The organism is Fictibacillus sp. 5RED26 (genome assembly GCF_015903895.1).
Taxonomy (GTDB): Bacteria; Bacillota; Bacilli; order Bacillales; family Fictibacillaceae; genus Fictibacillus; species Fictibacillus phosphorivorans.
Genome location: NZ_JACZDU010000001.1, coordinates 374,650 through 401,053 on the forward strand (window position 1 = coordinate 374,650; position 26,404 = coordinate 401,053).

Annotated in this window: 27 protein-coding genes; 21 read left to right on the forward strand and 6 right to left on the reverse strand. The window is 38.0% G+C overall.

All coding sequences use genetic code 11. The features are described 5' to 3' along the window. Nucleotides 1–104: 104 nt before the first annotated feature. From IHV10_RS01965 to IHV10_RS01990, 6 genes are all read left to right on the forward strand, one after another. A complete protein-coding gene (locus tag IHV10_RS01965) occupies nucleotides 105–1,778 on the forward strand; it encodes a M3 family oligoendopeptidase (protein WP_197127079.1) in 1,674 nt (557 codons plus the stop codon). Between the two features lie 368 nt (nucleotides 1,779–2,146). Then, a complete protein-coding gene (locus IHV10_RS01970; protein WP_197127080.1) occupies nucleotides 2,147–2,332 on the forward strand; it encodes a hypothetical protein in 186 nt (61 codons plus the stop codon). Between the two features lie 186 nt (nucleotides 2,333–2,518). Then, nucleotides 2,519–3,271, forward strand: a complete 753-nt coding sequence (locus tag IHV10_RS01975) for a gamma-glutamyl-gamma-aminobutyrate hydrolase family protein (RefSeq protein ID WP_197127081.1) — start codon at nucleotides 2,519–2,521, stop codon at nucleotides 3,269–3,271. Nucleotides 3,272–3,391: 120 nt separating this feature from the next. Further along, nucleotides 3,392–3,724 carry a hypothetical protein gene (locus tag IHV10_RS01980; RefSeq protein ID WP_197127082.1) on the forward strand — a complete coding sequence of 111 codons (333 nt, stop codon included), beginning with the start codon at nucleotides 3,392–3,394 and terminating at the stop codon, nucleotides 3,722–3,724. A gap of 119 nt (nucleotides 3,725–3,843) precedes the next feature. Further along, a complete protein-coding gene (locus IHV10_RS01985) occupies nucleotides 3,844–4,104 on the forward strand; it encodes a hypothetical protein (protein ID WP_231618105.1) in 261 nt (86 codons plus the stop codon). Nucleotides 4,105–4,129: 25 nt separating this feature from the next. After that, nucleotides 4,130–4,516: a gamma-glutamylcyclotransferase family protein gene (locus IHV10_RS01990; protein ID WP_197127083.1), complete on the forward strand. Its 387-nt coding sequence runs from the start codon at nucleotides 4,130–4,132 to the stop codon at nucleotides 4,514–4,516. Between the two features lie 61 nt (nucleotides 4,517–4,577). Here IHV10_RS01990 and IHV10_RS01995 read toward each other — a convergent pair whose 3' ends face one another. Both IHV10_RS01995 and IHV10_RS02000 read right to left on the reverse strand, forming a co-directional pair. Then, a complete protein-coding gene (locus IHV10_RS01995; RefSeq protein ID WP_197127084.1) occupies nucleotides 4,578–4,805 on the reverse strand; it encodes a DUF1797 family protein in 228 nt (75 codons plus the stop codon). 133 nt (nucleotides 4,806–4,938) lie between these two features. Then, nucleotides 4,939–5,385 (reverse strand): OsmC family protein, encoded by a 447-nt coding sequence (locus tag IHV10_RS02000; protein ID WP_197127085.1) that lies wholly within the window; start codon nucleotides 5,383–5,385, stop codon nucleotides 4,939–4,941. A 171-nt stretch (nucleotides 5,386–5,556) separates the two neighbouring features. On the opposite strand from IHV10_RS02000, the gene IHV10_RS02005 reads away from it, so the two are divergent. The 3 genes from IHV10_RS02005 (at nucleotide 5,557) to IHV10_RS02015 (ending at nucleotide 10,072) form a co-directional block, all read left to right on the forward strand. Next, nucleotides 5,557–6,606 (forward strand): hypothetical protein, encoded by a 1,050-nt coding sequence (locus IHV10_RS02005; protein ID WP_197127086.1) that lies wholly within the window; start codon nucleotides 5,557–5,559, stop codon nucleotides 6,604–6,606. Nucleotides 6,607–6,657: 51 nt separating this feature from the next. Continuing rightward, nucleotides 6,658–8,310 (forward strand): hypothetical protein, encoded by a 1,653-nt coding sequence (locus IHV10_RS02010; RefSeq protein ID WP_197127087.1) that lies wholly within the window; start codon nucleotides 6,658–6,660, stop codon nucleotides 8,308–8,310. 241 nt (nucleotides 8,311–8,551) lie between these two features. Further along, complete coding sequence (locus IHV10_RS02015) at nucleotides 8,552–10,072, forward strand: MDR family MFS transporter (protein WP_197127088.1); 1,521 nt, start codon at nucleotides 8,552–8,554, stop codon at nucleotides 10,070–10,072. A 45-nt stretch (nucleotides 10,073–10,117) separates the two neighbouring features. On the opposite strand, the gene IHV10_RS02020 is transcribed toward IHV10_RS02015, so the two are convergent. Further along, complete coding sequence (locus IHV10_RS02020; protein ID WP_197127089.1) at nucleotides 10,118–10,768, reverse strand: hypothetical protein; 651 nt, start codon at nucleotides 10,766–10,768, stop codon at nucleotides 10,118–10,120. Between the two features lie 157 nt (nucleotides 10,769–10,925). Between IHV10_RS02020 and IHV10_RS02025 the strand changes: the two genes are divergently transcribed. From IHV10_RS02025 to IHV10_RS02045, 5 genes are all read left to right on the forward strand, one after another. Continuing rightward, entirely contained in the window at nucleotides 10,926–11,243 is a 318-nt protein-coding gene (locus IHV10_RS02025; RefSeq protein WP_197127090.1) for a hypothetical protein, read from the forward strand. Between the two features lie 175 nt (nucleotides 11,244–11,418). Next, nucleotides 11,419–12,771 carry a hemolysin family protein gene (locus IHV10_RS02030; protein ID WP_197128159.1) on the forward strand — a complete coding sequence of 451 codons (1,353 nt, stop codon included), beginning with the start codon at nucleotides 11,419–11,421 and terminating at the stop codon, nucleotides 12,769–12,771. A gap of 90 nt (nucleotides 12,772–12,861) precedes the next feature. After that, nucleotides 12,862–13,086, forward strand: a complete 225-nt coding sequence (locus IHV10_RS02035; RefSeq protein ID WP_197127091.1) for a hypothetical protein — start codon at nucleotides 12,862–12,864, stop codon at nucleotides 13,084–13,086. A gap of 166 nt (nucleotides 13,087–13,252) precedes the next feature. Continuing rightward, on the forward strand, nucleotides 13,253–13,498 hold the full coding sequence (locus IHV10_RS02040; protein ID WP_197127092.1) for a hypothetical protein: 246 nt from the start codon (nucleotides 13,253–13,255) through the stop codon (nucleotides 13,496–13,498). A gap of 132 nt (nucleotides 13,499–13,630) precedes the next feature. Next, the gene (locus tag IHV10_RS02045; RefSeq protein WP_197127093.1) at nucleotides 13,631–15,451 is read left to right on the forward strand and encodes a PAS domain S-box protein; all 1,821 of its coding nucleotides are present in this window, start codon (nucleotides 13,631–13,633) and stop codon (nucleotides 15,449–15,451) included. A gap of 58 nt (nucleotides 15,452–15,509) precedes the next feature. Here the strand turns inward: IHV10_RS02045 and IHV10_RS02050 are convergent, their stop codons facing one another. Further along, entirely contained in the window at nucleotides 15,510–15,665 is a 156-nt protein-coding gene (locus IHV10_RS02050; RefSeq protein ID WP_197127094.1) for a hypothetical protein, read from the reverse strand. A gap of 282 nt (nucleotides 15,666–15,947) precedes the next feature. Between IHV10_RS02050 and IHV10_RS02055 the strand changes: the two genes are divergently transcribed. Next, nucleotides 15,948–17,696 (forward strand): alkaline phosphatase D family protein, encoded by a 1,749-nt coding sequence (locus tag IHV10_RS02055; protein ID WP_197127095.1) that lies wholly within the window; start codon nucleotides 15,948–15,950, stop codon nucleotides 17,694–17,696. 297 nt (nucleotides 17,697–17,993) lie between these two features. Here IHV10_RS02055 and IHV10_RS02060 read toward each other — a convergent pair whose 3' ends face one another. Beyond that, on the reverse strand, nucleotides 17,994–20,087 hold the full coding sequence (locus IHV10_RS02060) for a DNA topoisomerase III (protein WP_197127096.1): 2,094 nt from the start codon (nucleotides 20,085–20,087) through the stop codon (nucleotides 17,994–17,996). Between the two features lie 191 nt (nucleotides 20,088–20,278). Here IHV10_RS02060 and IHV10_RS02065 point away from each other — a divergent pair, with 191 nt between their 5' ends. The 5 genes from IHV10_RS02065 (at nucleotide 20,279) to IHV10_RS02085 (ending at nucleotide 24,333) form a co-directional block, all read left to right on the forward strand. After that, nucleotides 20,279–21,496 (forward strand): MFS transporter, encoded by a 1,218-nt coding sequence (locus IHV10_RS02065; protein ID WP_197127097.1) that lies wholly within the window; start codon nucleotides 20,279–20,281, stop codon nucleotides 21,494–21,496. 189 nt (nucleotides 21,497–21,685) lie between these two features. After that, on the forward strand, nucleotides 21,686–22,240 hold the full coding sequence (locus IHV10_RS02070; RefSeq protein ID WP_197128160.1) for a bifunctional transcriptional activator/DNA repair enzyme AdaA: 555 nt from the start codon (nucleotides 21,686–21,688) through the stop codon (nucleotides 22,238–22,240). After that, a complete protein-coding gene (locus tag IHV10_RS02075; RefSeq protein ID WP_197127098.1) occupies nucleotides 22,227–23,123 on the forward strand; it encodes a DNA-3-methyladenine glycosylase family protein in 897 nt (298 codons plus the stop codon). Before IHV10_RS02070 ends, IHV10_RS02075 begins: the two co-directional genes overlap by 14 nt. Continuing rightward, the gene (locus IHV10_RS02080) at nucleotides 23,116–23,604 is read left to right on the forward strand and encodes a methylated-DNA--[protein]-cysteine S-methyltransferase (protein ID WP_197127099.1); all 489 of its coding nucleotides are present in this window, start codon (nucleotides 23,116–23,118) and stop codon (nucleotides 23,602–23,604) included. The genes IHV10_RS02075 and IHV10_RS02080 overlap by 8 nt, the downstream gene beginning before the upstream one ends. A 192-nt stretch (nucleotides 23,605–23,796) precedes the next feature. Beyond that, nucleotides 23,797–24,333 carry a hypothetical protein gene (locus tag IHV10_RS02085; protein ID WP_197127100.1) on the forward strand — a complete coding sequence of 179 codons (537 nt, stop codon included), beginning with the start codon at nucleotides 23,797–23,799 and terminating at the stop codon, nucleotides 24,331–24,333. Between the two features lie 89 nt (nucleotides 24,334–24,422). On the opposite strand, the gene IHV10_RS02090 is transcribed toward IHV10_RS02085, so the two are convergent. After that, nucleotides 24,423–25,601, reverse strand: coding sequence for a NupC/NupG family nucleoside CNT transporter (locus IHV10_RS02090; protein WP_197127101.1), 1,179 nt, complete (start codon nucleotides 25,599–25,601; stop codon nucleotides 24,423–24,425). 191 nt (nucleotides 25,602–25,792) lie between these two features. On the opposite strand from IHV10_RS02090, the gene IHV10_RS02095 reads away from it, so the two are divergent. Continuing rightward, nucleotides 25,793–26,350 (forward strand): cysteine hydrolase family protein, encoded by a 558-nt coding sequence (locus IHV10_RS02095; RefSeq protein WP_197127102.1) that lies wholly within the window; start codon nucleotides 25,793–25,795, stop codon nucleotides 26,348–26,350. Nucleotides 26,351–26,404: the final 54 nt, after the last annotated feature.

Consider the following 26,404-nt stretch of genomic DNA (forward strand, 5'->3'; position numbering starts at 1 on the left):
AGTCAGTTTTTTTCTGCAAAAGTATATAAACTGAACATTCTATCTATCAAGCATTTTCCTATTTGTGGTAAAGTGGATAGTAGAATGAATTGGGAGGAATAGGTATGAACGAGCAGAAAATAAATGCACTTAAAGAAGAGTTCGAGAATCTTGTAAGCGTAACCATAACTTCCATAGATGATCTCAAGAATTTTTTAAACCAACAAAAGCACACCTACGAAAAAGTAGAAGAAGAGATGCTTCGACATTATATTGCTTTTCAATGCCAAAGCAACCATGACGAAATTAAGCGGCAATATGAATTTGATCAGCAGCACATAAAGCCATTGTTTAAAAAATACCAATCTATATTGGACGAGAAAGTATTAGAGTCACCCTTTATGGCAGAACTTCCTGACGATGAATTTGGAGAATATAAAAAGAAGCTGAGAACGCAATTTGCTCTTTTTCAAGAAGCTAACCTAGATATAGAAAAACAAGAAGATGCTCTTACGAATCAATATTTTGAGATCACAGGAAGTCTCTCTTCAAATTGGGAAGGAAAAGAAGTTACGATTAGTGAGCTTTTTGTTCATGTTAGAGATTCTAAGCGTGACACAAGAGAGAAAGCGATGAAAGCCTTGTATGAACCTATCTTAAAAGAAGAAGAGAAACTTCAAAGTATTCTTGACGAGTTGATCCAACTTCGTGTGAAGAAAGCAGAGAATGCTGGTTTGAGCAGCTTTAACGATTATATGTTTAAAAAATATAATCGATTCGACTATACGCCAGAGGATTGTACAGAACTCGCTGAATCCATACGTGAGCATGTTCTTCCGATCACGATACAACTTCAAAAAGAGCACAAAGCTGAAATAGGTGTTGATGTTTATAAGCCATGGGATGTTCAAGCAGAAGCAATCGGTCGAAAACCATTACAACCTGTAAGTTCCGATGTGGAGTTAATCAATAAATCAGCGAAGGTTTTAGGCGAACTTGATGTTGAATTTGGTTCACTTGTTCATGAAATGAATGAGAAGAAACTTTTTGATCTAACGAGCAGAAAAGGAAAAGCGCAGGGGGGATTCTGTGAATCGCTACCTAAAACAGGACTTCCGTTTATCTTTATGAACATGTCCTACACGGATAGTGATCTTGTTGTTTTTATGCACGAGATGGGACATGCGATTCATGATCTACTGAAGAGTGATCAAGAATTATATGCTTATAAACAAATTCCAATGGAGTCGGCCGAACTAGCGAGTATGAGTATGGAGCTTTTCACGATGGATCGTTGGAATGAGTTTTACAAGACAGAGGAGGAACTTAACCGAGCGAAGAAAGATCAGCTAAAGGGGGCTTTAATGAGTCTTCCGTATATTTTGGTCATTGATCAGTTTCAGCACTGGCTGTACCAACATCCAAATCATACTTGGGAAGAACGCACAAAGAAGGTTGGTGAGTTGAAAGATCGCTATGATGCTTCGATCGTAGATTGGAATGGATATGAAGAATGGAAAGTAAAAGGATGGTTCTATACACTTCATATATACGAAGTTCCTTTTTATTTTGTTGAGTATGCGATTTCCCAACTTGGAGCTATTCAATTGTACAAAAATTTTAAAGAAGACCCAGAGGGAACGATCAATAAATATAAAGAAGCATTGAAACTTGGAAGTTCTAAGTCACTTCCGGAAGTTTATGAAACTGCAGGGATTGAGTTGGATTTTTCATCTAGTAAGATTGCTGAGCTGATGGAGTTTGTTGCGAAAGAACTTAACCTGCTATCCATTAGTTAGGTAAAGAAATAAATAATTAAAGAATTTAAACAATATAAAGGGTTTCTATCTATTTAGTAGAACTATTAGAAAAGGCGCACTTTATATAGAAATGTTAAATCAATTAATAATAAAGAGGTGTCCATAAATTCTTGTCATAACCGGTTGGTGAGAAAGTATTTCATTGCACTGCCGACATACCGATTCCGATATTGAGCCGGACTCTATTCCCAGTGAACAAAGGAGATTGTATGCTGGATTCTCAATAACGAGAGCAAAATATGCACGTTTTAACATACGATTTAGGATTCATTTTCCTAAGTAGGGGAAAACAAAGTTAAATGGCATATTGTTATGGGATATTAGTCGGAATATGAGGGGTGAGAGGTATGAGAAAACCCGATGACGAAAAATTATGGGACACAGGCACATCAGATTTTGAAGAAGGCGACAAGATCACCTTTCACAATACCGAGCAAGGTGTTGAGAAAACTTACACGGTGAAGCGTGTGAAGGAGAACGGTGATATTGAGCTCGTTTATTCTGTAAAAAAGCCGAGACCACCAATGCAGTAGCATATGAAATAAATAGCAGGAACAGCTCACACGTTTAGTGAGCTGTTTTTTTTATTATGTGGGAAAGAAAAATGTAATAGGTATGAATATATGGTTAATAGTAATAGGAATGATAAATTATGGGTGTTTATGATTATGTGATTAAGGTAAAACATGATTGAACAGCTACTAGAGAGGAAGTTTTATATGACGCAAAAACCATTAATAGGATTAACAAGTACGATCATGTCAATCAATACAATTGAAACTCAAAATGAAAACGTTGATACGATCGTTGTTTATAATAAATTTGCAGAAACTGTTAGAGATGCAGGGGGTATCCCCATCGTTATTCCGATGGGAAAGCCTGAAGAAGCTGAATATTATGCAAAATTATGTGATGGATTAATCTTTACCGGTGGAGAAGACATCAGTTCGATCACTTATAACGAAGAACCTCATCCAAAGGTAAAAAAGGTGAACAAACACCGTGATGATTTTGAGATTGAACTCGTGAAAAAGGCACGTGAGAACGAAAAGGCCATTCTAGCTATGTGTCGAGGATATCACTTACTGAACGTTAGTTATGGAGGTACGATCATACAGGATGTGGAAAGCGAGTATTCAAATAGTATTAATCACTTTCAATCATCTGCAACACGAACAGAACCTTCTCACACCGTTAACATTGAAGAAGGTAGTAAACTGCACAAAATTGTTGGAGAAAAAGAAGTTGCTGTAAACAGCTTTCATCACCAGGCGATCGGAAAAGTGGGTAAAGGATTACGAGTAGCAGCTAGAGCATCTGACGGTATAATCGAGGCATTAGAACTTGAAGATCAGGATAAAACATTCTTGCTTGGAACACAGTGGCATCCAGAAGAATTGAGACATGAAAACGAGAATATGATGGCAATCATTACTACGTTTATTAACGAAGCGAAGAAAATGAAGGAATAGAGATTGAAACCTCCACACCAGGAGGTTTCTTTGTTTATAAGGAGAGGTAATGTTTTGAAAGGAAACTTTTTTCATGGTAATCACGTAGTATATAATAGAAATTATTGAGGAGGCTGTCTCATGAATATATCGAGACTATTGAAGATGGTAACAGGCGGTATTGAGGCTTTCCTTGGCATTCCTTTCTTAGGAGGAGCCATCATTCTTGCTTCAGCATGGGGACCACTTCAATTCATGTTTGTTTTTCATTTGATCACACTCATCATTTGTATCGTTCAAAAAGAAAGGTTTACAGGAAGTGTGTTAGGTCTTATTACTTCTATTGTCGGCTACTTGCCAGTCATCGGAATGATCATGCACATCGTTACAGCGCTTGTTTTATTTTTTGACGCTGCAAGAGGGAGCAGAAAACGGAAGAACGAGCATATCATTGATGTAAGAAAAGGTTATTAAAGGCTTAACTCTTCATGAAAGCTTTCAGCCAAACAGTGGTTGAAAGTTTTTTGTTGGAGAAAAAAGGGTTATATTTGGTAGGACAAGAGTACTTTCAGATTAGAGAGGATGAAAAAAGATTGGGATTCATATTCTATGCGATAACACAGATTGCTATCGCTTATTATTTATATGTTCAAGCTCCACTGTATAATAAAGATCGGTGGCTTTGGACGATATTAGGTTTAATGTTTGGTCCCTACACATTAAGTATTTTTCTTATTCTAACAAATCGAAAAGGGTTAGGATGGACGTTGTTAATAGTAATGTTCCTCTGTTTAATAGCTGGAATTCTATTTTTAAGTTTACTGGTCTGGGCTGTCTTTTTTTCAAAAGGATAATGCTTGTAAAAAAGAAGGTGAGTTTATGAAAAAACAACTAGTATTTGTTTACGGGACGCTTCGAAAAGAGGGAAGCAATGCCAACTATTTGCAGTATGCAAAATACATAGAACATAGTTGCTACGCCCAAGGACAACTATACGATACAGGTTGGGGTTACCCAGCATTAATTCTTGAAAAAAATAAATGGGTAACAGGTGAGCTATATGAAGTAACCAAGGAGGAACTAAAACGATTAGACGAACTTGAAGATTTTGTTGAAAACAGAGCTAAAAATTTATATGATCGCATCGTTGCTAAAATAAAGACATCAGTTGGAGATAAAGAAGCTCTGATGTATGTAATGAATACTAAAGCGAATGACTTTATTTCAATTGAGGAAAATGATTGGATAAAATATCTCCAGAGATAAACAAAAAAAGAGGTCACCATTACTTTGGTTGACCTCTTTTATTATGAAAAAGAGTAAATCTCTATTTAGCGATTAAGTTGTTTATACAATGAACGGCAGAATCGACATCATCGAACCGCTCCAGGGAGTTAGTTTCAATCTGAATCACTTCGAACGATTGATCGTTCTTTAAATACTTTACAGAAAAAACAGCTGAATTGTTTTCACTAAAAGTGTGTGTAATATCGGATTCAATATACTGTTTGTTTTGTAAATTTAAGAGTATGGTTTTCACATCTTGTTGGTTCATGATACATCGTCCCCTTTCTATTATGGGGGAACTTGTTAGGAACCCAAATAATAAATTACTTTCCTTCCTTAACATTTATGCTAACATAAGTAATTTTTTAAGTACAGGTAACGAAAGGACTGTTCTTCTAAATTCATCCATTTTCTATCGTCAAAATCGCCTCTATTTCGACATTACCTTTCAATGCTCGTGAAATCATACACGAATGCTCAGCTTTAATGGCGAGTTTTTGAAGAAGTGTCGAAATGTTTTTTGACGTGCCATGTTTGATCGTGACGACCGGTCGATGGATGATTTTTTGATACGTAATCACTCCGTTTGTAACATCGACATATCCTTCAGACTCCATCGTTAAATTTATGTTGTCTATCTTACTTCGTTCTATCATGGCAGCAAGTGTGATGATATAACAAGTTGCCGCTGCTCCAAGCAACATCTCATCTGGATTCGTTCCAATACCTGGTCCATCCATCTCAGGAGGTATCGATACCTTAGTCTTCAAATTCTGTGTTTCTATCGTTCCTATATTATTTCTTCCGCCTGGCCAATGCGCATTCAGATAAAAAACATGTTGTGCCACTTTAAATCACCTCAAATTTTTACTTCTTTAAGTGTAAAGCAAGCGAGCTTTTACGTCACATTTCCTGTTTAAAGTGTACAAAATGTAAATTTTTTTGTTTTTTTAGTGATCCAAATCAAATTTGTCTTCGTTAGCTATTTGAAAACACTTACAGAAGGAGGTGATAACCAGGTGAAACGATTTGTACAATTGGTTGTATTCGCAGCGGGTATGAGTATTCCCGCAATCGTATCGGCTGATAGCGGAGGTATTCTTTCTTCAGTCACAGACCTTACAAAAGAAACAACTGAGATTGTTGAAAGGGTTCCAGACAAAGTGAACATTTCGACGAAAAATCATTCAGTTACCGATGAGGTTGTGAGACCTACTCTTAACACAGTTACAAATATTGTGAAAGACACAACTCGTGCTGTCGACAAGGTGGATCAAACGGTTAACAAAGTTACCGAGACCGTAAAGCCAGTAGATCAAGCGGTCAAAACGGTAACGAATACTGTCGATTCGGTAAAAGAAGCAGTTCCGACAGAAAAGCTAAAAAGTTCTAAACCGATCGTAGATGTAAACCTTACTGAAAAACCATCGATAAAAGTCGATGTTTTAGATCAGGAGGTGAACGTTACGGTCCCTGTTACACCGGAAAAACCTCAAGTAGAGGTGAAGCTTCCAGTCGTTTCAGAGATTGTTACTACTAAGCCGGAAGTTGAGGAAGTGGTCAAAGCAAAACCAGAACCAGCTCCTACCCCAACACCAGTCACTGAACCTGTTGTGGAGAACAAACCGAATACGAGTGAAACGATTAATGAAACGAAAGGTGCAATAACTAAAAAGCCGGTTGTTGTGAAGACAAAAGAAATTTTTGTAAAAGACATAGAGAATCCCGTTAGTACGATTACGAGTGGAGAAGTACTTAAAAAGAGCAGGGATCAAAAAGAAACTGAGAAACCTGTACGGCAAAAAACAAGTACGGATTATCCGGTAACTCAAAAGGCAACTCAAATACAAATGCTAACTCCATCATCACAAGGTGGACAATCTCCTTCAGGTTCATCCAATGGACCGATGACTTCTTCAAGCACTGTTACGTTCTTGGCTATTCTAGATGGTGGACAAAATGATACTCAGCTTGAAACAGGAAGTCGACTTGGTGAGGGAGTTCGACACTATTATGATCAATGGCTAAATGCTCCACCTGGGCAACCACCACAATCTTTCTTCTTCTAATTCAAATTTGGTAAAACAAAAAAATTAAGAAGAAGAAGGAGAGAAATGACAATGAAAAAATCAAACTTTATTAGAACATTTGCGATTACAGGTGCTGCTGCGGCTGGGTTATTTTTTGGAGGAAGTGAAACATTTGCAGATGAAGGGTCATCAAGTCTTAAAATCGGAACAGGGTTGATCAGTAACATTCAGCTTTCTGAGAAAGATGAAAAGTCTAATCTTAACCTTGATCTAGGTGCCGTAACAGGCATCGATTTAGAGAGCTCAGATGATGATTCGAACCACAATAGCGTAAAAACAAACGTTGGCGCAAATGTGAATGCTGAAGCTTCCGGTGAAGAAGATGAAAAAGCTCAAGTAGGTACGGCTGTAAATGCTGGAGTTGAAGCGGAATCAAAAACTGAAGATCATAACGATGGTGCTAAAGCTAATGCGGCAGTCGGAACTGATGCCACAGTTAAAAGTTCTTCTGATGATGAAAGTAAAGCGTCTGTAAACGCAGATACAAACGTTGAAGCGGAAGTGCGTTCTAATGAAGAAGATAACAAAGATTCTAGTTCTCTAAATGCGGGAGCAGATGTTCATGCAGCTGTTGAAGCTCAAGATAAGGAAGAGTCAAATACAGAAGCGGCTGTGAACGCGGGTGTAACTGCAGGAGTAGAAGCAACGGAAGAAGACGAGAAGTCAAGTGCAAAAGTAGATTTAGGCACAGATGTGATGGCGAACGTTACTTCTGAAGACGAAGAGAATAACTCTTCTGTAATAGCTGATGCTGGTCTATGGGCAGGAGTAGAATCATCTGAAGAAGACGAGAAGTCAAGTGCGAAAGTAGATCTAGGCACAGATGTAATGGCGAACGTAACTTCTGAAGACGAAGAGAATAACTCTTCTGTAATGGCTGATGCTGGTCTATGGGCAGGAATAGAAGCATCTGAAGAAGACGAGAAGTCAAGTGCAAAAGTAGATCTAGGCACAGATGTAATGGCGAACGTAACTTCTGAAGACGAAGAGAATAACTCTTCTGTAATGGCTGACACTGGTCTATGGGCAGGAGTAGAAGCAACTGAAGAAGACGAGAAGTCAAGTGCGAAAGTAGATCTAGGCACAGATGTGATGGCAAACGTAACTTCTGAAGACGAAGAGAATAACTCTTCTTTGATGGCTGATGCTGGTCTATGGGCAGGAGTAGAAGCGACTGAAGAAGACGAGAAGTCAAGTGCGAAAGTAGATCTAGGCACAGATGTGATGGCAAACGTAACTTCTGAAGACGAAGAGAATAACTCTTCTTTGATGGCTGATGCTGGTCTATGGGCAGGAGTAGAAGCGACTGAAGAAGACGAGAAGTCAAGTGCAAATGTAAATCTAGGAACAGACGTGATGGCGGCTATTATGTCTGAAGACGAAGAAGATCGTTCTTCTTTAAGCTCAATGCTTAACACGGATACAGCACTTTCTTTGTCTTCTGAAGATGAGCTTGAAAATACTTCTCTTAAGTTAAATACTTCAATCATGGCAGACTTAATGAGCTCATTTGATGAAGATAAAGATCGTTCTTCTCTATACTCTTCATTAGACGCTGGTCTTGAACTTGGACTTGAAGGCGATGATGAAGACCCTGGGTTGAATCTAAATCTTTGGACAGGTTTAATGCTAGATGCAATGTATGAAGGACAAGATAATGAAGATTCTATCTTAGAACTTTAATAGGTAAGCTAAAAAGAGACGGCAGACGTGCTGTCTCTTTTTCTATGTGAAAGAATAGGAATAAGGGGTGTGGATAATTTAATAAATTCGAAATTCAACTATTTTTATAGGTTGATATGTAGAAAACACCCTAATTAAATGGAGAGAAATAGCGAAGGAAATAAATTGTTGGGGGACAGTCCCTCATGTATACTTAAGTTTATTAAGTATACATGAGGGTGTTAGGTTAGGAGATGGCGCTATGGTGCATAAAGAAACAAATCTAAAGTTAGTGGTAGCTGGTTTGTTGCTAGGTATTCTAATGGCTGCAATGGATAATACCATTGTTGCAACTGCGATGGGGACGATTGTAGCCGACCTAGGTGGTTTTGATAAATTCGTTTGGGTTACTGGCTCTTATATGGTGGCAGTAATGGCAGGGATGCCAATTTACGGAAAGTTATCCGACATGTATGGCAGAAAACGATTCTTCATTTTTGGACTTGTCGTTTTCCTTATCGGTTCTGCCCTTTGCGGTCTTGCTCAAAGTATGGAGCAGCTGATAGCGTTTCGAGCGATTCAAGGTATCGGTGGTGGGGCATTGATGCCGATCGCTTTTACAATTGTTTTTGATATTTTTCCTCCAGAAAAGAGAGGGAAGATGACAGGGCTTCTTGGGGCGGTTTTCGGAACTTCGAGTGTTCTCGGACCTTTACTCGGAGCGTTCATTACAGATGCGATCAGCTGGCATTGGGTGTTCTATATTAACGTTCCAATAGGTGCAGCTTCGTTTTACTTGATCTTCCGTTATTACAAAGAAACACTGGAACACCGTGAGCAAAAGATTGACTGGTGGGGTGCCATCACACTTGTGATCGCAGTCGTTAGTTTGATGTTTGCCCTTGAACTTGGTGGCAAGACATATGCATGGGATTCAACGCAGATCGTAGCTTTGTTTACGATATTCACGGTCTTTTTCATTGTGTTCTTTGCTGTAGAACAAAAAGCATCCGAACCGATTATTTCATTTTGGATGTTTAAGAAAAGACTATTTGCTACTTCACAGATTTTAGGTTTTCTATACGGTGGAACATTCATTATACTAGCCGTTTTTATTCCTATTTTCGTTCAAGCGGTTTATGGAGGTTCTGCAACAAGTGCAGGCTTAATTCTTACACCAATGATGTTAGGTTCTGTTGCTGGAAGTATGATCGGTGGTATTTTTCAAACGAAAACCAGCTTCCGTAACCTCATGATTGTATCTGTAATTTCTTATTTTACTGGCATGTATATGCTAAGTGGTATGACACCAGATACTTCAAGAACGATGCTTACATTCTTTATGGTCACTGTAGGTTTTGGTATGGGGTTCTCGTTTTCCTTATTACCTGCAGCAACTATCAATAAGATGGAGTTTCGTTACCGAGGTTCAGCCAACTCTACAAATGCCTTTTTACGGTCATTAGGTATGACACTTGGTGTAACCATTTTTGGAGCACTTCAAAACCGAATTTTTTATGAAAGAATAAGCGAGAATTTAAAAGGCTTTGCAGGTCAAGGGTCTGCTACTATTAAAGATCTTGATCCACAAAAAGTGTTTCAGTCCGGAGAGCGTGATAAAATACCACCTGAAATACTTGATGGAATTTCAGCTTCTATGTCTGACTCCATTACAACAGTATTCACATATGCACTAATCCCAATCGCGATTTCGGCTGTTGTCATATTGTTTATGGGTAATGAACGAGTAGAGACATCGAAACAACATAAAGAAGCAAAATAATATTATAAAAGAGCTTGGGATGATAATATCCCAAGCTCTTTTAGGTTAAGCGGCACGCGTTGCTTTCTTTTCTTTTTTTGGAGCAACCGTATAGGACAACGATACGACTACATCAATCGCAAGTATTAGAGCCCAAATACGTGTGACATTATTAGCGGTATCGTTTTTGTAGAACAGATCTGTATCTGTTGTGTCATACCAATCTTTTAAAAAAGTGTCTAGATGTATGGATGATACGGCATCTGATAGTCCAAATACTAGCCAAAAAACACCTTGTACCGTGCTGAATAAAAAAATGTGCTTATAAAGATTTCGTCTTTCTTGCTTCGCGTGTTGCATCCCATACAGTGGTTTTGAATCGAGCAGTTCGGGTTCAGGCAATCCACGCCATTTTGCGACCTTTCGCTGAATAAAGCGATCCAACTTCTGAAAATCGCTTTTCCCATACAAAAAGGCATAAGCTATGACAACCAGAATTATGATTTGATATGTAGAGAATTCTCCTGTTCTTAAATAATCGAAATATCCCATCGCAGCAATCCATAGGTCATTTAAGAGAAAAAGAACGAAGAATGCAATGCTTAATTTCTTTAGATTGAACCAATAACGTACCACTAAAAAAGATAATGTAGAAACCCAAAATACGGTTTCTGCCAGAATTAGAAATACCCATTTATGATCCAGTACAAAATCCATTTGATGTTCATCCTTTCTTTGCTGCATTTTAAATCAGTGTTTTCTCATTTATAGAATACCACTTAAAAATGGGTAAGTCTCCCATATTTAGTATCATTTCTCTTTGCTAATATGTGATAATTAACAGAAAAAGAATATAAAAAATGGAGTGATTTTTATGTATTCAGATACAGCTTCTGAATTGCGCAGCATTCGTAGGACATTGATTGTATTAGGAATCTTGTTATTATTTGTAATCGGATCTATCAATAATGGTGGTAGCGAAGAGAATGAAGAGAATGAAGATTATCCTGTTATTACAACAAATGTAGAGAATAATCTTGTTCCATTAGGTAACGGGTATTTTGGACTGTACTCCAACTTTGAAGAAACTGGTTCGGAGCATGGAATGAAGATTTATTATTATGATGAAAAAGAAAATAAACTTGTGTTAAAAAAAGAAGAAGACTTAAACACAGTAGAAATTTCAGAATGATGGGAAAGGGTATTATGGATCACAAAAGTAAATGTAAAATACAAGTAAGTTGTTTTATTAAGTAAGTTCTTCAATTATATGATATACTTTTTCTTGATTATAAAAATTTATAACACTTAGGAGGTGACAACTTATATTCCAGTAACTTGGGGTATAAGGAGTCTTTTTGGACAGTTTGACCTTATTGAAATTACTTGCAGTAGCCGTACTTATTCTACTAACCGCTTTTTTCGTAGCAGCAGAATTTGCGATTGTTAAGATTCGTAAATCAAGAATTGACCAATTAGCTGAAGAAGGCAACAAACGAGCGATTGCAGCACAAAAGGTTATTTCAAACCTTGATGGATCACTCTCTGCCTGTCAGTTAGGTATTACAATTACAGCATTAGGTTTAGGTTGGTTAGGTGAGCCTACGGTAGAAGCAATTCTCGGTCCAGTATTTGAAAAAATGGATTTAAGCCCGGCGATTGTTCATACATTATCATTTGCAATTGCTTTTGCATCCATTACTTTTTTACACGTTGTTCTTGGTGAGCTTGCACCAAAAACAGTAGCTATTCAAAAAGCTGAAACAATCAGCTTATTGTTATCACCTGCATTGATTGGATTCTACAGAGTTATGTATCCATTCATTTGGTTCTTGAACGGAAGTGCGCAGCTTTTAGTAAGAATGTTTGGATTAAAACCAGCGTCAGAGCATGATATGGCACACACCGAGGAAGAACTACGTTTAATTCTAAGTGAGAGCTACAAAAGTGGTGAAATCAACAAATCTGAGTTCAGTTATGTAGAAAAGGTATTCGAATTTGACGACAGAACTGCAAAAGAGATCATGGTCCCTCGTACTGAAATGGTTTGTCTTTATGAAGATAATACCGTTGCAGAAAATATTAATATAATTGCAGAAGAAAAATATACACGTTACCCTGTTGTAGGGGAAGATAAAGATAATGTGCTTGGTATGGTGAATGCGAAAGAAGTATTTTTTGACTTGATTAAAGGAAAAGAATACCCTCTTGAACATTACATTAGACCAACATTGAGCGTATTTGAAAACACACCAATCAAAGAAACACTATTAAAGCTGCAGAAAAAAGGGTTTCATATGGCAGTTTTAGTTGATGAATATGGTGGAACAGCAGGTATTGTTACCATTGAAGATATTTTGGAAGAGCTTGTTGGTGAAATACGTGATGAATTTGATGACGATGAATCACCAATGATTCATGCAGTCAGTCCAAATGTTAAGCACTTTGACGGTAAAGTATTGATCGCAGAAGTGAACGACATTTATGGATTTGAAATTGATGATAGTGAACTTGATACGATTGGTGGCTGGGTCCTTTCACAGAACTCAGAAATACAAGAAAATCAGGTCATATCGTATGATGAATATGATTTCAAGGTGATTGAGATTGATGGACATCAAGTTAAAAAAATCGAAATTACGAAAAGGCTTAATCAGGATGACGAAACCTCTTCTTCATCCAAAGAATTAGAGCACAACTTAGTTGAAAAAGAAGCTTAAGTTTTAAGAGACCATCGTTAACAGATGGTCTCTTTTCTTGTTTATTATTTTTGATGCAGGGAACAAATGAAGGTAAAGGAGGAGATTACTTTGAAAACTATTACTATTCAATTAGAATACGATGAAACAACAATCCTAGCATCGCAAAATATAGAAAAATTATTAGAAGAACCACTTTCTAGAACAGGATTTAAATTAGTTTCCTTATCCTCATCTTCAAAACATAATACGACTAACGGGATTAAAGATAAAGACACTACAGGAGCTGGTGGACAAACTTCGCCTGATAATGAAAAGCCACCTAACAGAAATTAAGACGGGATTTCCCGTCTTTTTTTCTTTATCATTCTAATTTCCCAGGAAATCGACTTAAATTGACAGAATATATTGACAAATTTATAGTGATTATTTACTATTTAAATAACTAAACTTTTAAGACAAAAGTAAAAGGGGATGAAAGATTAAAAGGGGGCTGAGGGATATGGTAAGAACACCGCAATATCGCTTTATTCGTGTGATAACAGGTAATGAAATAATGGATGTTGATCTATTTCTCTATACCAATAAAACAACTGTAGTGGTAAGTATGCTCTATTACAAACAAGAACATATTATCATGTCCTCTCATACAGCTCCGGATCGAAAAACTGCTTTGAAACAGGCATTCCATACTTTTTACGAAACTAAATTCATCTATGATCAAAAACAACTATCTATAATTAACTAAAAGAAAAAATTAATCATTTTTATAGTAAGAATATTTTTTAAAAAATATCTTTATTTGTAAAAGGACATGTGTTTATAATTTAGGTAATCATGAACGAAACGTTTTGATTAACGTTTTTAATGGAGGGTGGGTATGGAAACTTCAGATGGTCAAGTATTAGGAGACAGCCTTTTCATTAATCAAATGAAAACATACGCCAATCAATTTGAACATTCTGAAACACCTTTTCTTATCCAGAAAGATCGAACTTGGGTATATGTAAATCCCGCAGCAAGAAAGATATTAGAAGCGGAAGAAGAAATAATCGGTCAGCCGATATGGAACAACCTCCCAAATGAGTTGCATCATCTAGTGGAGGAAAGAATTCAAACATGCGACAAAGGTATTGCCCCTAAGCCAAGTGAACAAACATGGATCACCCAAAAAGGTAATTCTATTCAATTAGAAGTCATCGGATTTCCCCTAATGTTTACATCACACGCCACACAAATAATTATTCGAAATTTAACACAGCAGCATCTTGAAAAGAAAGAAACGCTTGATCATTTAAAGCTTATAACTGAAAACATGATAGATATTATTGGAATTGTTAGTCATGAGGGGATCTTCACCTATTTGACACCGTCCTATTTTTGGGTAACTGGTCACACTCAAAGTGAAGCGATAGGTACCACTCCATTTAACCTTGTTCATCCTGAAGATAGAGACCGTGTGATTCAAGAGTTTACTCGAATGATCATGAAGGAAATACCTCTTTCGATTGAGTATAGATACTTGAAAAAAGATGGGAGTTATATTTGGCTAGAGTCTAAAGGGACCCCTATTAGTCATAAAGACAACCTCTCTGCGATTGTTGCTTCTCGAGATATTACAAAGAGAAAAGAAGCAGAAGCTGCCTTAAGAAAGAATGAATTTAAACATAAGATTATCTTGGATCATAGCAATGATTTAATCTGCTCAGTTGACATGAATGGAGACTATTTATATGCCTCACGATCTTATAAAAATGTACTAGGAATCGAACCAAGCTCACTCCTCGGTACGAGCGCATTGAATTGTGTTCATTTGGAGGATCATGAGAGTGTAGAGAAATATATTAAATTAGTTGCCGCATTGGAAAATCCGCTACCTCTTGTTTATCGCAAGGTACATGCTTCAGGTCATCCTGTTTTATTAGAGGGGAAGGGCATGCCGATGGTGTCTGATGAAGGGGACATAGAAGGTCTCGTATTTATCTCTAGAGATATTACGGAAAAGAAAAAAGCAGATGAATATATACGAAATAGTGAAAAACTTGCCGTATTGGGAGAACTAGCAGCAGGTGTTGCTCATGAAATCAGAAATCCACTCACATCCATTAAAGGACTGTTTTCTTTAATGAAAAATAGTGAGATCGATCAAAACAAACTCTATTTATACAATGAAGTAATTTGTGAGGAACTTCATCGGATTGAATCTATCGTGAATGAGTTTATGGCATTAGCAAAACCAGACGCTACTCAATATATGAAGAATGTGAACATAATTCAACTTCTGCAAGACACTGTAATGTTACTAACGTCTGAAGCTAATTTGTACAATGTAGAAATTCGTCTATTATTTAAAGAGAGAGATCTCTTTGTCTCTTGTGAAAAGAACCAGATTAAACAAGTTTTTATCAACGTGATTAAAAATGCGATCGAAGCTATGAATGATGGCGGAATTCTCACGATAGCCATTGAAGAAACGACGGATCAGAAAATTAAACTTATCTTTGTAGATAATGGGATTGGAATTGAAGAAGAAAGATTAAAGAGCATTGGCGTCCCTTTCTTTACAAATAAGGAAAAAGGAATTGGCCTCGGCCTTACGGTTAGTAATAAAATTATTACAGAGCATAAAGGCCATCTAAAAGTAGAAAGTTACCCAGGGAAAGGAACAACCGTTTCTATCACTTTACGAAAAACGGAATAATTTAGAGCTTAAGGTTCTGAATGGAAAAGACTGAACTCGAAAAGAGAGTCCAGTCTTTTTAAATTCCGTCAAACAGCCTAAAAACACTTCTTCCAAGCAGTCGAATCAGCCAAAAAATAAGCTCAGGAATTACTAATACAAGATCAATAATTAAGTCTACCCATGTGTATGTTTCATTGTTGGACTTCTTTTTCTTTCTCCGTCTGAGTGCCATTTTGCCATCACCAATTCCTTTTAATCAAGATAAAATATCATAGATTATGTTTATGAAGTAAAGATTTAATAAAGAAGAACAGGACATAAGAAGCATAAGGTATTTTAGCGAATTGTGATTAATAACTAATGCAACAGTTCGTCTCTTTCATTGCATTATTAAGATTAGTAAGTTGTTCCTATGTGTAGTCCTTTATACGTTTACATAAAAAAATAGTTTCTTAACATTTCCTCTCTATAATGAACGTTGTACTAAATTCATTTAAAAGGGGTTGCATCAAGCATGGATGAAAGACCGATGGATGAATGGATTAAGAAGCTTACGGAAGACAGCTTAAAAAAAAACAAACTGAATCGCAGAACTTTTCTATCGGGTGCCGGGAAAATTGCAGGAATTTCACTGGGACTCACAATTGCTCAGTCGCTAGGCAGCTACGAAGTGAATGCGGCACCAAAATTTAGAAATTATCCGTTTACGCTAGGTGTAGCTTCAGGTGACCCGTTAGCAGACGGCGTTGTTTTATGGACAAGATTAGCACCAGATCCATTGAATGGCGGAGGAATGCCAAATCAAGCTGTACCTGTAAAATGGGAGATCGCAGAAGATGAACGATTTAAAAAGGTTGTGCAAAAGGGAACGGAGCTAGCGCGTCCTAATCTCGCGCACTCTGTCCACGTTGAAGTAGATGGGCTTAAGCCAAACCACGTATACTACTACCGATTCAAAAGTGGATATGAGTACAGCCCTGTAGGAAGAACGAAGACACTTCCTAGAAAAGGTGCGAATGTGAAAAGTATGACTTTTGCATTTGCATCTTGTCAGCAATATGAACATGGTTTCTTTACAGCCTATCAGCATATGTCAGAAGAAGAGCTAGATTTTGTTGTTCACTTAGGTGACTACATATACGAGTACGGACCGAATGAATATGTATCACCGTCTGGCAATGTTCGAACACATAGCGGTCCTGAGATCATGACACTCGAAGACTATCGAAACAGACATGCGCAGTATCGTTCAGATGGTAATTTGAAGGCAGCTCATGCAGCATTCCCTTGGGTCGTAACATGGGATGATCATGAAGTAGAGAACAACTATGCAAACATGATTCCCGAAAAAGGACAGTCTGTTGAAGCGTTTGTCAAACGACGTGCTGCGGGTTATCAAGCGTATTACGAGCACATGCCACTTCGTCAATCTTCTTTACCACACGGAGCTGACATGCTGCTCTATCGAGACTTCACTTATGGAAACTTGGCAATGTTCAACGTTATGGATACACGACAATATCGTGATGATCAAGCAAATGGAGACGGAAGTAAGCCGCCTACTCCTGAATCTCAAGATCCGAATCGAACGTTAACAGGAATAGAACAGGAACGATGGTTGCTTCAAAACTTAGGGAACTCTAAAGCGCATTGGAATGTTCTAGCTCAGCAAGTATTCTTTGCACAAAGAAACTATGGGACAGCTGAGGCGCCTAGGCTGAGTATGGATGCATGGGACGGGTATACGGCATCCCGTGAACGTATCACAAATTTTATACAATCAAAGAATTTAAATAATATTATTGTACTGACAGGCGATGTACATGCAAGCTGGGCGTGTGACCTGAAAGTGGATTACAATGATTCATCATCTAATGTAATTGGAGCTGAATTTGTAGGTACATCCATCACCTCGGGTGGAAATGGTGCTGATAAACGTTCTGATACTGATAAAATACTAGGATTGAATCCTCATATTAAATTCTTCAATGATTACCGTGGGTATGTACGATGTACGGTTACACCAGAAGAATGGCGAACAGATTATAAAGTCGTTCCGTTTGTCACTTCACCAGGTGCTGCTATCTCAACGCGTGCTTCCTTTGTCTATCAAAAAGATCAAAACGGTCTGCAACAGATCGGGGCAGCGAAGGTTGCAGAAGGAGTTAAGGTATCTCGTGAGGTAGAAGAAGATCGAAACAGAGCTCATGGTAAAGCACATGAGAAGCAGATGAAGAAAATCGGTGTAGAAGCTGGGCAATAAATTTAGTTAGATGCGGTTGTGACTTAGAAGCTTCTGCCACATATAAGGGTAAGTAAGAAGAGCTCCTTTGAGATTGGACAGATTAACTGTTCAATCGGACAGATAAATGCTCGAATTGGACAGATTACTCGTTCAATTGGACAGATTAACACTCTAATCAGACAGATTCGTTATGCAATCGGACAGATTAACGTTTAAAGCGTACAAATCCAATTTACTCTAATTAAAGAAAGCTAACTTCACGAGTCAAAACTGCAATATCATGCTAGTTTTGGTTCTCGGAAGTTAGCTTTTCGTCTATTTTTTATCTTTCATCGCTGCTTTTAGAGCATCTGCTAGACTGTTTCCAAAGCCTTCATCTTCTTTGTTGTTACTATATTTCTTAAGAAGCTGGCGTTCTTCTCGCTTTGTAACCTTCTTTTTCTTGTCTTCTGCTTTTTCCACTACATTACATGGTTTACACTGAAAATAAGTCCCAGCCTTTCCGTTATGCAGTTCCATCTTTTTGTGACATTGAGGACAGCGTCGGTTCGATAGTTTAGGGTCTTTACGTCGGCGATATGAACACTCACGATCAGAGCAGACAAGCACCTTGCCGTCCCGCCCTTTAACTTCTTTCAACAACTTGCCGCATTCAGGACATTTTGAACCTGTAAGGTTATGTGCGCGATATTCCTGCGAGCTCGTCTTGATCTCCATTACAAGCTGTTTTGTTTGTTTACGGATGTTCTCTAAAAACTCTTTTGGATTTCCTTTACCACGTGCTATGGCTTCAAGTTCTTGCTCCCATTTAGCCGTCAGTTCAGGTGACTTCAGCTCATCATTTACAAGATAGATCAACTGTTTTCCTTTTGGAGTAGGATGAAGCTTATTGTTTTTACGATCAAGTACTTCAGATCCTAGAAGTCTTTCAATGATATCAGCTCGTGTTGCAGGTGTACCTAGACTGTATTTTTCCATACGAGATAAAAGGTCGGCCTCAGTAAAACGGGAAGGTGGCTCAGTGAGCTTTTTCTCCGCATTCACATCTTTAACAGAAAGGGTTTGCCCTTCTTTTAGATTGGCAAGTGCACGCGGGCTTTCTTCTTCTTTACCTGACAGCACTTTAAACCCTGGATCAAGGACTAGCGTTTCACGGGCCATAAATGTTTCACCTGCAACGTTTAATGTAGCGGTCAACGTTTCCGATCGATACACAGGGTAAAAAAGAGCAAGGAAGCGACGCGCAATCATGTCATATAATTTGCGTTCATCGTTATCGAGATCACCTAAGTGCAATGGTTCATCTGTCGGTATAATCGCATGGTGATCCGTTACTTTTGAATCGTTAAATACTTTCTTAGCTACTACGTTTCCTTTGTGCTTAAGCAAGGGCTGCACTTCTTCACGATAACCTGAAGACATCCCTTGAAGACGATCATACATCGTATTTTCCATATCTTTTGTTAAGTAGCGGGAATCTGTTCTTGGATACGTAACGAGCTTGTATTGTTCATAAAGTTTTTGTAGTACAGAAGAGGTCTTCTTAGCAGAGAAACCGAAACGACGATTGGCATCACGCTGTAACTCAGTAAGATCATAAGGCATCGGATGTGCTTCTGTTTTTTCTTTCTTTTGAAGTGAAGAGACTGTTGCTTGCTGTCCCTTTACTTTGCTTACGATGTCGTTCGCTTTTTTCTCTTCAAAAAGACGCTTCTCACCGTTATGTTCCCAAGACGCTTTTAACATACCAATCGTCGCATCAATCGTCCAAAAATCCTTCGGTTGGAACGCGTTGATCTCTTGCTCGCGGTCTAGGATCATCGCAAGTGTTGGCGTCTGCACTCGACCTGCAGAAAGCGGATCGTTGTACTTTGTTGTTAACGCTCTTGTTACGTTTAGTCCGATCAACCAGTCTGCCTCAGAGCGGCAAACAGCAGATTGATAAAGGTTGTCATACTGCTTAGCCGGTTTGAGTTGATTGAATCCATCACGAATCGCTTTATCCGTTTGAGATGAAATCCATAATCGTTTCACAGGTTTTTGCCATCTCACTTTTTCCATGATCCAGCGAGCCACAAGTTCGCCTTCACGCCCAGCATCTGTTGCGATTACAAGCTCACTAATGTCTTTTCGTTTAGAAAGTTGTTCAACTGCACGAAACTGGTGACTAACTTGTCGGATTACTTTTAGTCCCATATGGTTTGGAATAATCGGAAGGTCTTCCAAGCGCCATTGTTTATATTGCTTGTCATAGTCTTCTGGCATCTTTAACTCAACTAAATGACCAAGTGCCCAAGTAACGATGTGTTTCGGTCCCTCAATATAACTTTTATTCTGTTGCTTGCAGCCAAGAACACGAGCAAGATCACGTGCCACACTCGGCTTTTCAGCAAGGATTAATTGTTTCATAGTGTACCCCTTTCAAACTTCTACTTTAGTCATTATAACAGAGTGTAAAAATAAGAAAAAAATGAAGATTTATATCTCCTGCATGTTTTCTAAATACTGTATACTGAATAGTGAGTCTATTTTACTTTGTTAAGTATTTTTTAATCAATATAGTGACACAGTTTCGGTATAACTGAGAGGGGAAAGGGAACATGTGGAGAAACCGGAATTTTTTAATTTTGATGTTTGGACTTGCTGTATCTAGCACAGGTCTATGGGTAGGTATTATTGGGAATCTTGAATTTTTACAGATGAATGTTGAATCATCTTTTCTACAGGCACTAATTATCTTGGCTGGGTTCCTAGTAGGAATCTTTCTTGCACCGATGGCGGGTCGAATCATTGATCGCAGCAATAAGAAAAAGATACTGATCTACGCTGGATTTGCTCGATGTGCGGCTATCTTCTTTATGTATTTGGCAATCGCTTATAACAATGTTTGGTGGATGGTCGTTTATACGCTTGTTATCGGTATATCTGGAACGTTTTCTCAGCCTGCTATGCAAACCATGTTGCCCTTAATCGTAAAAAAAGAAGAACTTTTAGATGCCAATGGTGTCAACATGAACATCTTTACGGCATCAAGGATCGTAGGTACTGCACTCGGCGGAGTGATGCTAGTTGGCATGTCGCTATTTTCTTTGTACACGGTTACTCTTATTTCATATGTAATCCTTCTTATATCTACTTTCTTTTTAGATGTGGAGGAACAGCCTAAGAAAGCAGATTCCTCAGGTAGAAAGGATAATTTCTTCAGAACGCTTGGGGAATTGTATCCCATTATAAAGAACGAACGTAAAGTTGTGTATGGTATCTTTTTATTAATTCCTGCTTACCTATTTTTATCTGGATTTAACTTAATGGTGATTGAGATCAGTGAGTTGCAGGATAATGCCGGTATTAAAGGAATTCTTTATACGACTGAAGGCGTTTGTGTATTCATTGGAACATTTTTATCAAAGAAATTCTTTAGAGATAATCCGAAGTTAAGCTATATGTTCGCCATTACCTTTGTTATCGCTGCTGCACACACATCTTTGTTTTTAGCAGATCATCCAATCATGTCGGTTCTTTCTTTCGGATTGTTTGGTCTTGCTGCTGGAACGCTGTTTCCTGTTGTTACTACCATTTTCCAGACAGATGTCCCATCAGACTATCACGGCAGATTTTTCTCTATTAAAGGAATGGTTGATAATATTATATTCCAGGTTTTGATGCTGCTAACAGGCTTGTTCCTAGACACAATTGGATTTCATAAAATGGTCATAGGGTTTGGTATTACATCTTTCTTCATTGCAACAGTCATCTATTATCAATATAAGACTAAGAGTGGATCAAATAAGAATGATAGAATGGCAGCCATTAAATAAATACGGGTTCGAATGAGAGTGGCTAATCGTCACTCTTTTTTAATACTTTGGTTCTGGGTTTAGCGTTTCAATTATAGGACCATAACAGCAAGATTGAGGACGATTTGCTCAGTTAAAATGGTTAAAATAATAAAAAGATGATTGATGGAGGTGTGGTCTGTGGGTACGATACAAATGTCTTTTGATGAGATGTGGGATAAAATTATGGAATGTAACAGGTCATATGATGGCCTTTTTTATACAGCAGTAAAAACAACAAAGATTTATTGCCGTCCATCTTGTCGTTCGCGAAAACCTAAAAAGAAAAACGTAGTATTTTATGACTCAATTTCTCAATGTGAGGAAGCAGGCTATCGAGCGTGTAAAAGATGTCAGCCAGAGATCGAACATTGTCCACAAATAAATCTGATTAGAAAAGCTACAAGTTTCTTAGTAAACAATCATCAAAAAAGAATTCTTCTACAAGATGTAGCCGAACATTCTGGAGTGAGTTCATTTTATCTCGAACGATTATTTAAAGAAGAATTGAATGTTACGCCCCGAGAATATGTGGAGAACATTCGAATAGATAAAGCGGCTTATCTGTTAAGTAACACTTCAAAAACCAGCCTGGAGATATGCTACGAATCAGGATTTCAGAGTCCATCTAACTTTTACAAAACGTTTCGCACGTATAAGAATTGCTCACCAAGTGACTACCGAAAGTCCAGAGAAGCTAAGGTTACGAATCATGAGATGGACTGAAGAATTAGATGGAACATTGGAGATAGAATTGCCACCGGAATTCTCCTATAGCGAATGCCTTGTTTTTCTTGAGAGATCACCAGTAGAAGTTCTTCACCACATACATGATAAATATATTTATAAGTTAATAATTGTGAATGCTGAACTGGTCTTAATCAAGATCAGCTACAAAGATCACGTTCTTATCATCGAGTTCCCAGATAGGGAGCCACCTAACATGGATACGGTCGTTGAATATATAAGGAATTGGTTTGACTTGAATCAGGATCTTTCATCATTTTATGAAGCTGTTTCAGAAGACAGCCTATTACAGCCGCTCATAGAACGCTATTATGGTTTACGTATGATTGGTATTCCTGATCTTTTTGAAGCATTGACTTGGGCAATCATGGGACAGCAGATTAACTTGACTTTTGCCTATACTTTGAAGAAGAGGTTGGTTGAGAACTTTGGGAAAAAGCTAGTCCTTCATGAGAATGAATACTGGGCATACCCATCTCCTGAAATCATCGCAGATCTCCAGGTTGATGATTTAAGAAATCTCCAATTTACAACGCGAAAAGCGGAATATGTGATTGGTATAGCAAAAGAAATAGTGGAAGGTCGTCTGTCAAAGGAAAAACTGAGATCTTCTGAAGATCCTGCTAAACAACTTATCTCCCTCAGAGGGATCGGACCTTGGACAGCAGATTATGTGTTGATGAAATGCTTACTAAAGCCCGATGCTTTTCCAGTCGCTGACGTAGGGCTGCAGAATGCCGTGATGAAACAGTTAGAATGGCAGCAAAAGCCAACAAAGAATGAATTAAAGAAACATGCGGAAAATTGGAGTGGATGGGAAGCATACGCCACTTTTTATTTATGGAGGTCGTTATATGAGTAAGCACTATAAAGTAGAGTTAGATTCTCCTATAGGCGTTATCGAGATTTTAGGAACCGAAGACGTCGTTCAGTCCATTCTTTTCTTAGAAAAAGAGAAGGCGCTTGAGAACCAAGAGGAGATTTCTGCAGTTCTACTCGACTGCAGAAATCAACTTATAGAATACTTTCAAGGTGTAAGGCAAACTTTTACGTTTCCATTCCAATATAGCGGTACTCCTTTTCAACAAACAGTCTGGAATTCACTAATTGGTATTCCGTTCGCAGAAACCGCCTCTTATCGAGATATTGCCATCACGCTTCAAAAAGAAAAAGCGGTTCGGGCGGTAGGGAATGCCAATGGCAAGAACAAGTTAAGTATTGTGGTTCCTTGTCATCGAATAATAGGTTCAAGCGGAAGCCTAACAGGTTATGCGGGAGGCTTATGGAGAAAGGAATGGCTATTACATCATGAGAAAAAGGTTAAAGAATCACGATTAGTATAGAAAGATAACTTTTATATTAAAAGAAATAAGAATGTTAATTACAAGAATAGTTAGATAATTCAATCATATTAAGGCTTCAGGATTATTTTTAACCCTTTATAAGAAAACGGATACATTTTAATTTACAATAGTAAGAAAAAGTATTAAAATGAGAAAGTTCCAAAAAATAGAAATATATAGGGGGCTTTCTCGATGAAAAAGTTTTTAGCGGTAACAGCGGCTGCTGTACTTGCGCTTAGCGTAGGTTGCAGCAAGGAAGAAGAGAAACCAAAAGAAGAGGCTAAGCCAGCGGCTGCAGAAAAGAAAGAAGATGGAAATGCTGAAAAAATCACACTTCTTAACTTTGAAGGTGATCTTATGAACCAGCTTCGTGGATACCATGCTCCATTCAACGCATACGCTGCAGGTCTTGAAAAAGAAGGCGAAGAAGCACTTCCGCAAGCAGAGCTTGATAAATTAAAAGCAGATGCAAAAGCAAGCGGTGAAAAAGCAGTTGCAGAGATTCCATCCATTGAAGTACCATCAGATCTTTCAAAAGAAAACCAAGAAGCTGTAAAAGGTTCTCTTGAAGAGCTTAAAAAATCTTATGAAGCTCGTGTAGCTGGCTTAGAAGATGAAGCTAAAGCAACTGAAGCTGATGAGTTGTTCACAGGCTTTGAAGAAAAGTTGAATTCAGTTCACGAAAAATTAAAGTTGATCCCAGGTCAATTTGCTAAAGAAGTTCAATAATAGTTGATATTGCTGTCTCTTAAAGAGACAGCTGTTTTTTATATTTGGATACAAAAAAAGAAGCCGACGGCTTCTTTTTTTGAATTTCCTTATAGAAACAGACCCGCAATTGCAGCAGATAAGATACTTACTAAAGTTGCACCGTATAGAAGTTTTAATCCAAAACGAGCAACGGTATTACCTTGTTCTTCGTGCAGCCCTTTAACAGCTCCCGTAATGATACCGATAGAAGAGAAATTGGCGAATGAAACAAGAAAGACAGAGACGATCCCGACCGTTCGATCAGACATGTCTTTCGCGTATTTTGCTAGATCGATCATAGCTACAAATTCATTCGAAACAAGTTTGGTTGCCATGATTGTACCTGCAGAGACAGCTTCTGCCCAAGGGATACCAACTAAAAATGCAACGGGAGCAAATACATATCCGAGCATCGTTTGGAACGTAATCCCGAAAATCATATCAAACACATCGTTGATTAACGCGATTAATGCTACAAATCCAAGAAGCATGGCACCGACAATTACAGCTACTTTAAAGCCGTCCATGATGTACTCACCAAGCATCTCGAAAAAGGTTTGCTTTTCTTCTTCAATTTCGATGATGTCATCATCTTCAGTTACTTCATAAGGATTGATGATGTTTGCGATGATGAATCCGCCAAATAAGTTGAGTACGAGTGCTGTTACAACGTATTTTGGATCGATCATAGCCATGTATGCTCCTAGGATAGAAGCGGATACAGTTGACATGGCAGAAGTACAAAGCGTATATAGGCGATGCTTTGGTAGATGACCTAATAATTTTTTTACAGAGATAAATACTTCTGATTGTCCAAAAACAGCAGAAGCCACTGCGTTGTAAGACTCCAGTCTTCCTAAGCCGTTTACCTTACTTAGCGCAAAACCGATCCATTTGATGATGAATGGAAGAATTCTAAAGTGCTGTGCGATTCCTATTAATACAGAAATAAAGACGATCGGCAATAAAACAGTTAAGAAAAAAGGCATCGCAGCTTCATTTGCGAGGCCGCCGAACACGAATTCAACCCCTGCACCTGCATAACTTAACAACTTTTCGAACAGTTTTGAGATACCTTTTATAATGACAAGGCCAACGCCTGTATTTAATAGAAAGTATGTAAGGACAAGCTGTAATCCAAGCATAACCAAGATCGGCTTGTATTTGATCTTTTTGCGATCATTGCTGACAAGAAAGGCTAACAAGAAAACTGCTGCCACTCCAGCCAGAAAGATGATGTACTTCATTTTTCTTTTCCTCCTAAATAACTCACTTGTTGAACCTTACTATTATTAGATAATATCCTGTTTTTCGCAACTATAAAAAATTCCTTCTTTGTTAGTATTAACCATTAAACGAAATAAATAATTGAGTTGCAAGGATTTTAGTTGTTTTAGAAGAAGTATTAATGGGATAAAAGGAAAAAGGAGCGGATCATTTGAAACATGCTTTATTGGTTATTGATGCACAGCAAGAACTGATCGAGGGGAATGAGAGTGAGCAGGGAGTTTATAACAAAGAGGGATTGCTTCAAAACATAAATAGTGTAATTGAAAAAGCGAAGAAAGCCGAAGCTTCGATTATTTTTGTTAGAGACTTAGATGTCTCTGAGGGAAGGGGACCAGGCTTTGAGGTTCATTCTGTCATTAATATACCAGAGGATGCTGAAGTTTTTGATAAAAAAGCAACGAATGCCTTTTACAACACACCTTTATTAAGTTATCTAAAAGATGAAAATATCGGCCATCTTGTTCTAATGGGTTGCAAAACAGAACATTGCATCGATACTGCTGTAAGATTCGCAACTGTCTCTGGCTTCGATGTCACCCTTGTTGAAGATGGTCACTCTACTTCAGATTCAGAAGTGTTAAAAGCAGAGCAGATCGTAAGCCATCACAATAAAGTTCTGCATGGCCACTATAATGTCGATCATTTTTCAGTTGTACGCAAGACAGAGGAAGATCTGTTCAATCCTATTCACGATAATTACCGATAAAAACAAATAGCAAAACGTTTGTTTTGAAGTGAGTGTATACGTATGATGAATGGG

Coding starts and splice junctions, on each gene's coding strand:
- IHV10_RS01965 (WP_197127079.1), top strand. CDS start 105: ATGAACGAGCAGAAAATAAATGCACTTAAAGAAGAGTTCGAGAATCTT.
- IHV10_RS01970 (WP_197127080.1), top strand. CDS start 2,147: ATGAGAAAACCCGATGACGAAAAATTATGGGACACAGGCACATCAGAT.
- IHV10_RS01975 (WP_197127081.1), top strand. CDS start 2,519: ATGACGCAAAAACCATTAATAGGATTAACAAGTACGATCATGTCAATC.
- IHV10_RS01980 (WP_197127082.1), top strand. CDS start 3,392: ATGAATATATCGAGACTATTGAAGATGGTAACAGGCGGTATTGAGGCT.
- IHV10_RS01990 (WP_197127083.1), top strand. CDS start 4,130: ATGAAAAAACAACTAGTATTTGTTTACGGGACGCTTCGAAAAGAGGGA.
- IHV10_RS01995 (WP_197127084.1), bottom strand. CDS start 4,805: ATGAACCAACAAGATGTGAAAACCATACTCTTAAATTTACAAAACAAA.
- IHV10_RS02010 (WP_197127087.1), top strand. CDS start 6,658: ATGAAAAAATCAAACTTTATTAGAACATTTGCGATTACAGGTGCTGCT.
- IHV10_RS02015 (WP_197127088.1), top strand. CDS start 8,552: ATGGTGCATAAAGAAACAAATCTAAAGTTAGTGGTAGCTGGTTTGTTG.
- IHV10_RS02020 (WP_197127089.1), bottom strand. CDS start 10,768: ATGGATTTTGTACTGGATCATAAATGGGTATTTCTAATTCTGGCAGAA.
- IHV10_RS02025 (WP_197127090.1), top strand. CDS start 10,926: ATGTATTCAGATACAGCTTCTGAATTGCGCAGCATTCGTAGGACATTG.
- IHV10_RS02040 (WP_197127092.1), top strand. CDS start 13,253: ATGGTAAGAACACCGCAATATCGCTTTATTCGTGTGATAACAGGTAAT.
- IHV10_RS02045 (WP_197127093.1), top strand. CDS start 13,631: ATGGAAACTTCAGATGGTCAAGTATTAGGAGACAGCCTTTTCATTAAT.
- IHV10_RS02050 (WP_197127094.1), bottom strand. CDS start 15,665: ATGGCACTCAGACGGAGAAAGAAAAAGAAGTCCAACAATGAAACATAC.
- IHV10_RS02055 (WP_197127095.1), top strand. CDS start 15,948: ATGGATGAAAGACCGATGGATGAATGGATTAAGAAGCTTACGGAAGAC.
- IHV10_RS02060 (WP_197127096.1), bottom strand. CDS start 20,087: ATGAAACAATTAATCCTTGCTGAAAAGCCGAGTGTGGCACGTGATCTT.
- IHV10_RS02065 (WP_197127097.1), top strand. CDS start 20,279: ATGTGGAGAAACCGGAATTTTTTAATTTTGATGTTTGGACTTGCTGTA.
- IHV10_RS02070 (WP_197128160.1), top strand. CDS start 21,686: ATGTGGGATAAAATTATGGAATGTAACAGGTCATATGATGGCCTTTTT.
- IHV10_RS02075 (WP_197127098.1), top strand. CDS start 22,227: ATGAGATGGACTGAAGAATTAGATGGAACATTGGAGATAGAATTGCCA.
- IHV10_RS02080 (WP_197127099.1), top strand. CDS start 23,116: ATGAGTAAGCACTATAAAGTAGAGTTAGATTCTCCTATAGGCGTTATC.
- IHV10_RS02085 (WP_197127100.1), top strand. CDS start 23,797: ATGAAAAAGTTTTTAGCGGTAACAGCGGCTGCTGTACTTGCGCTTAGC.
- IHV10_RS02090 (WP_197127101.1), bottom strand. CDS start 25,601: ATGAAGTACATCATCTTTCTGGCTGGAGTGGCAGCAGTTTTCTTGTTA.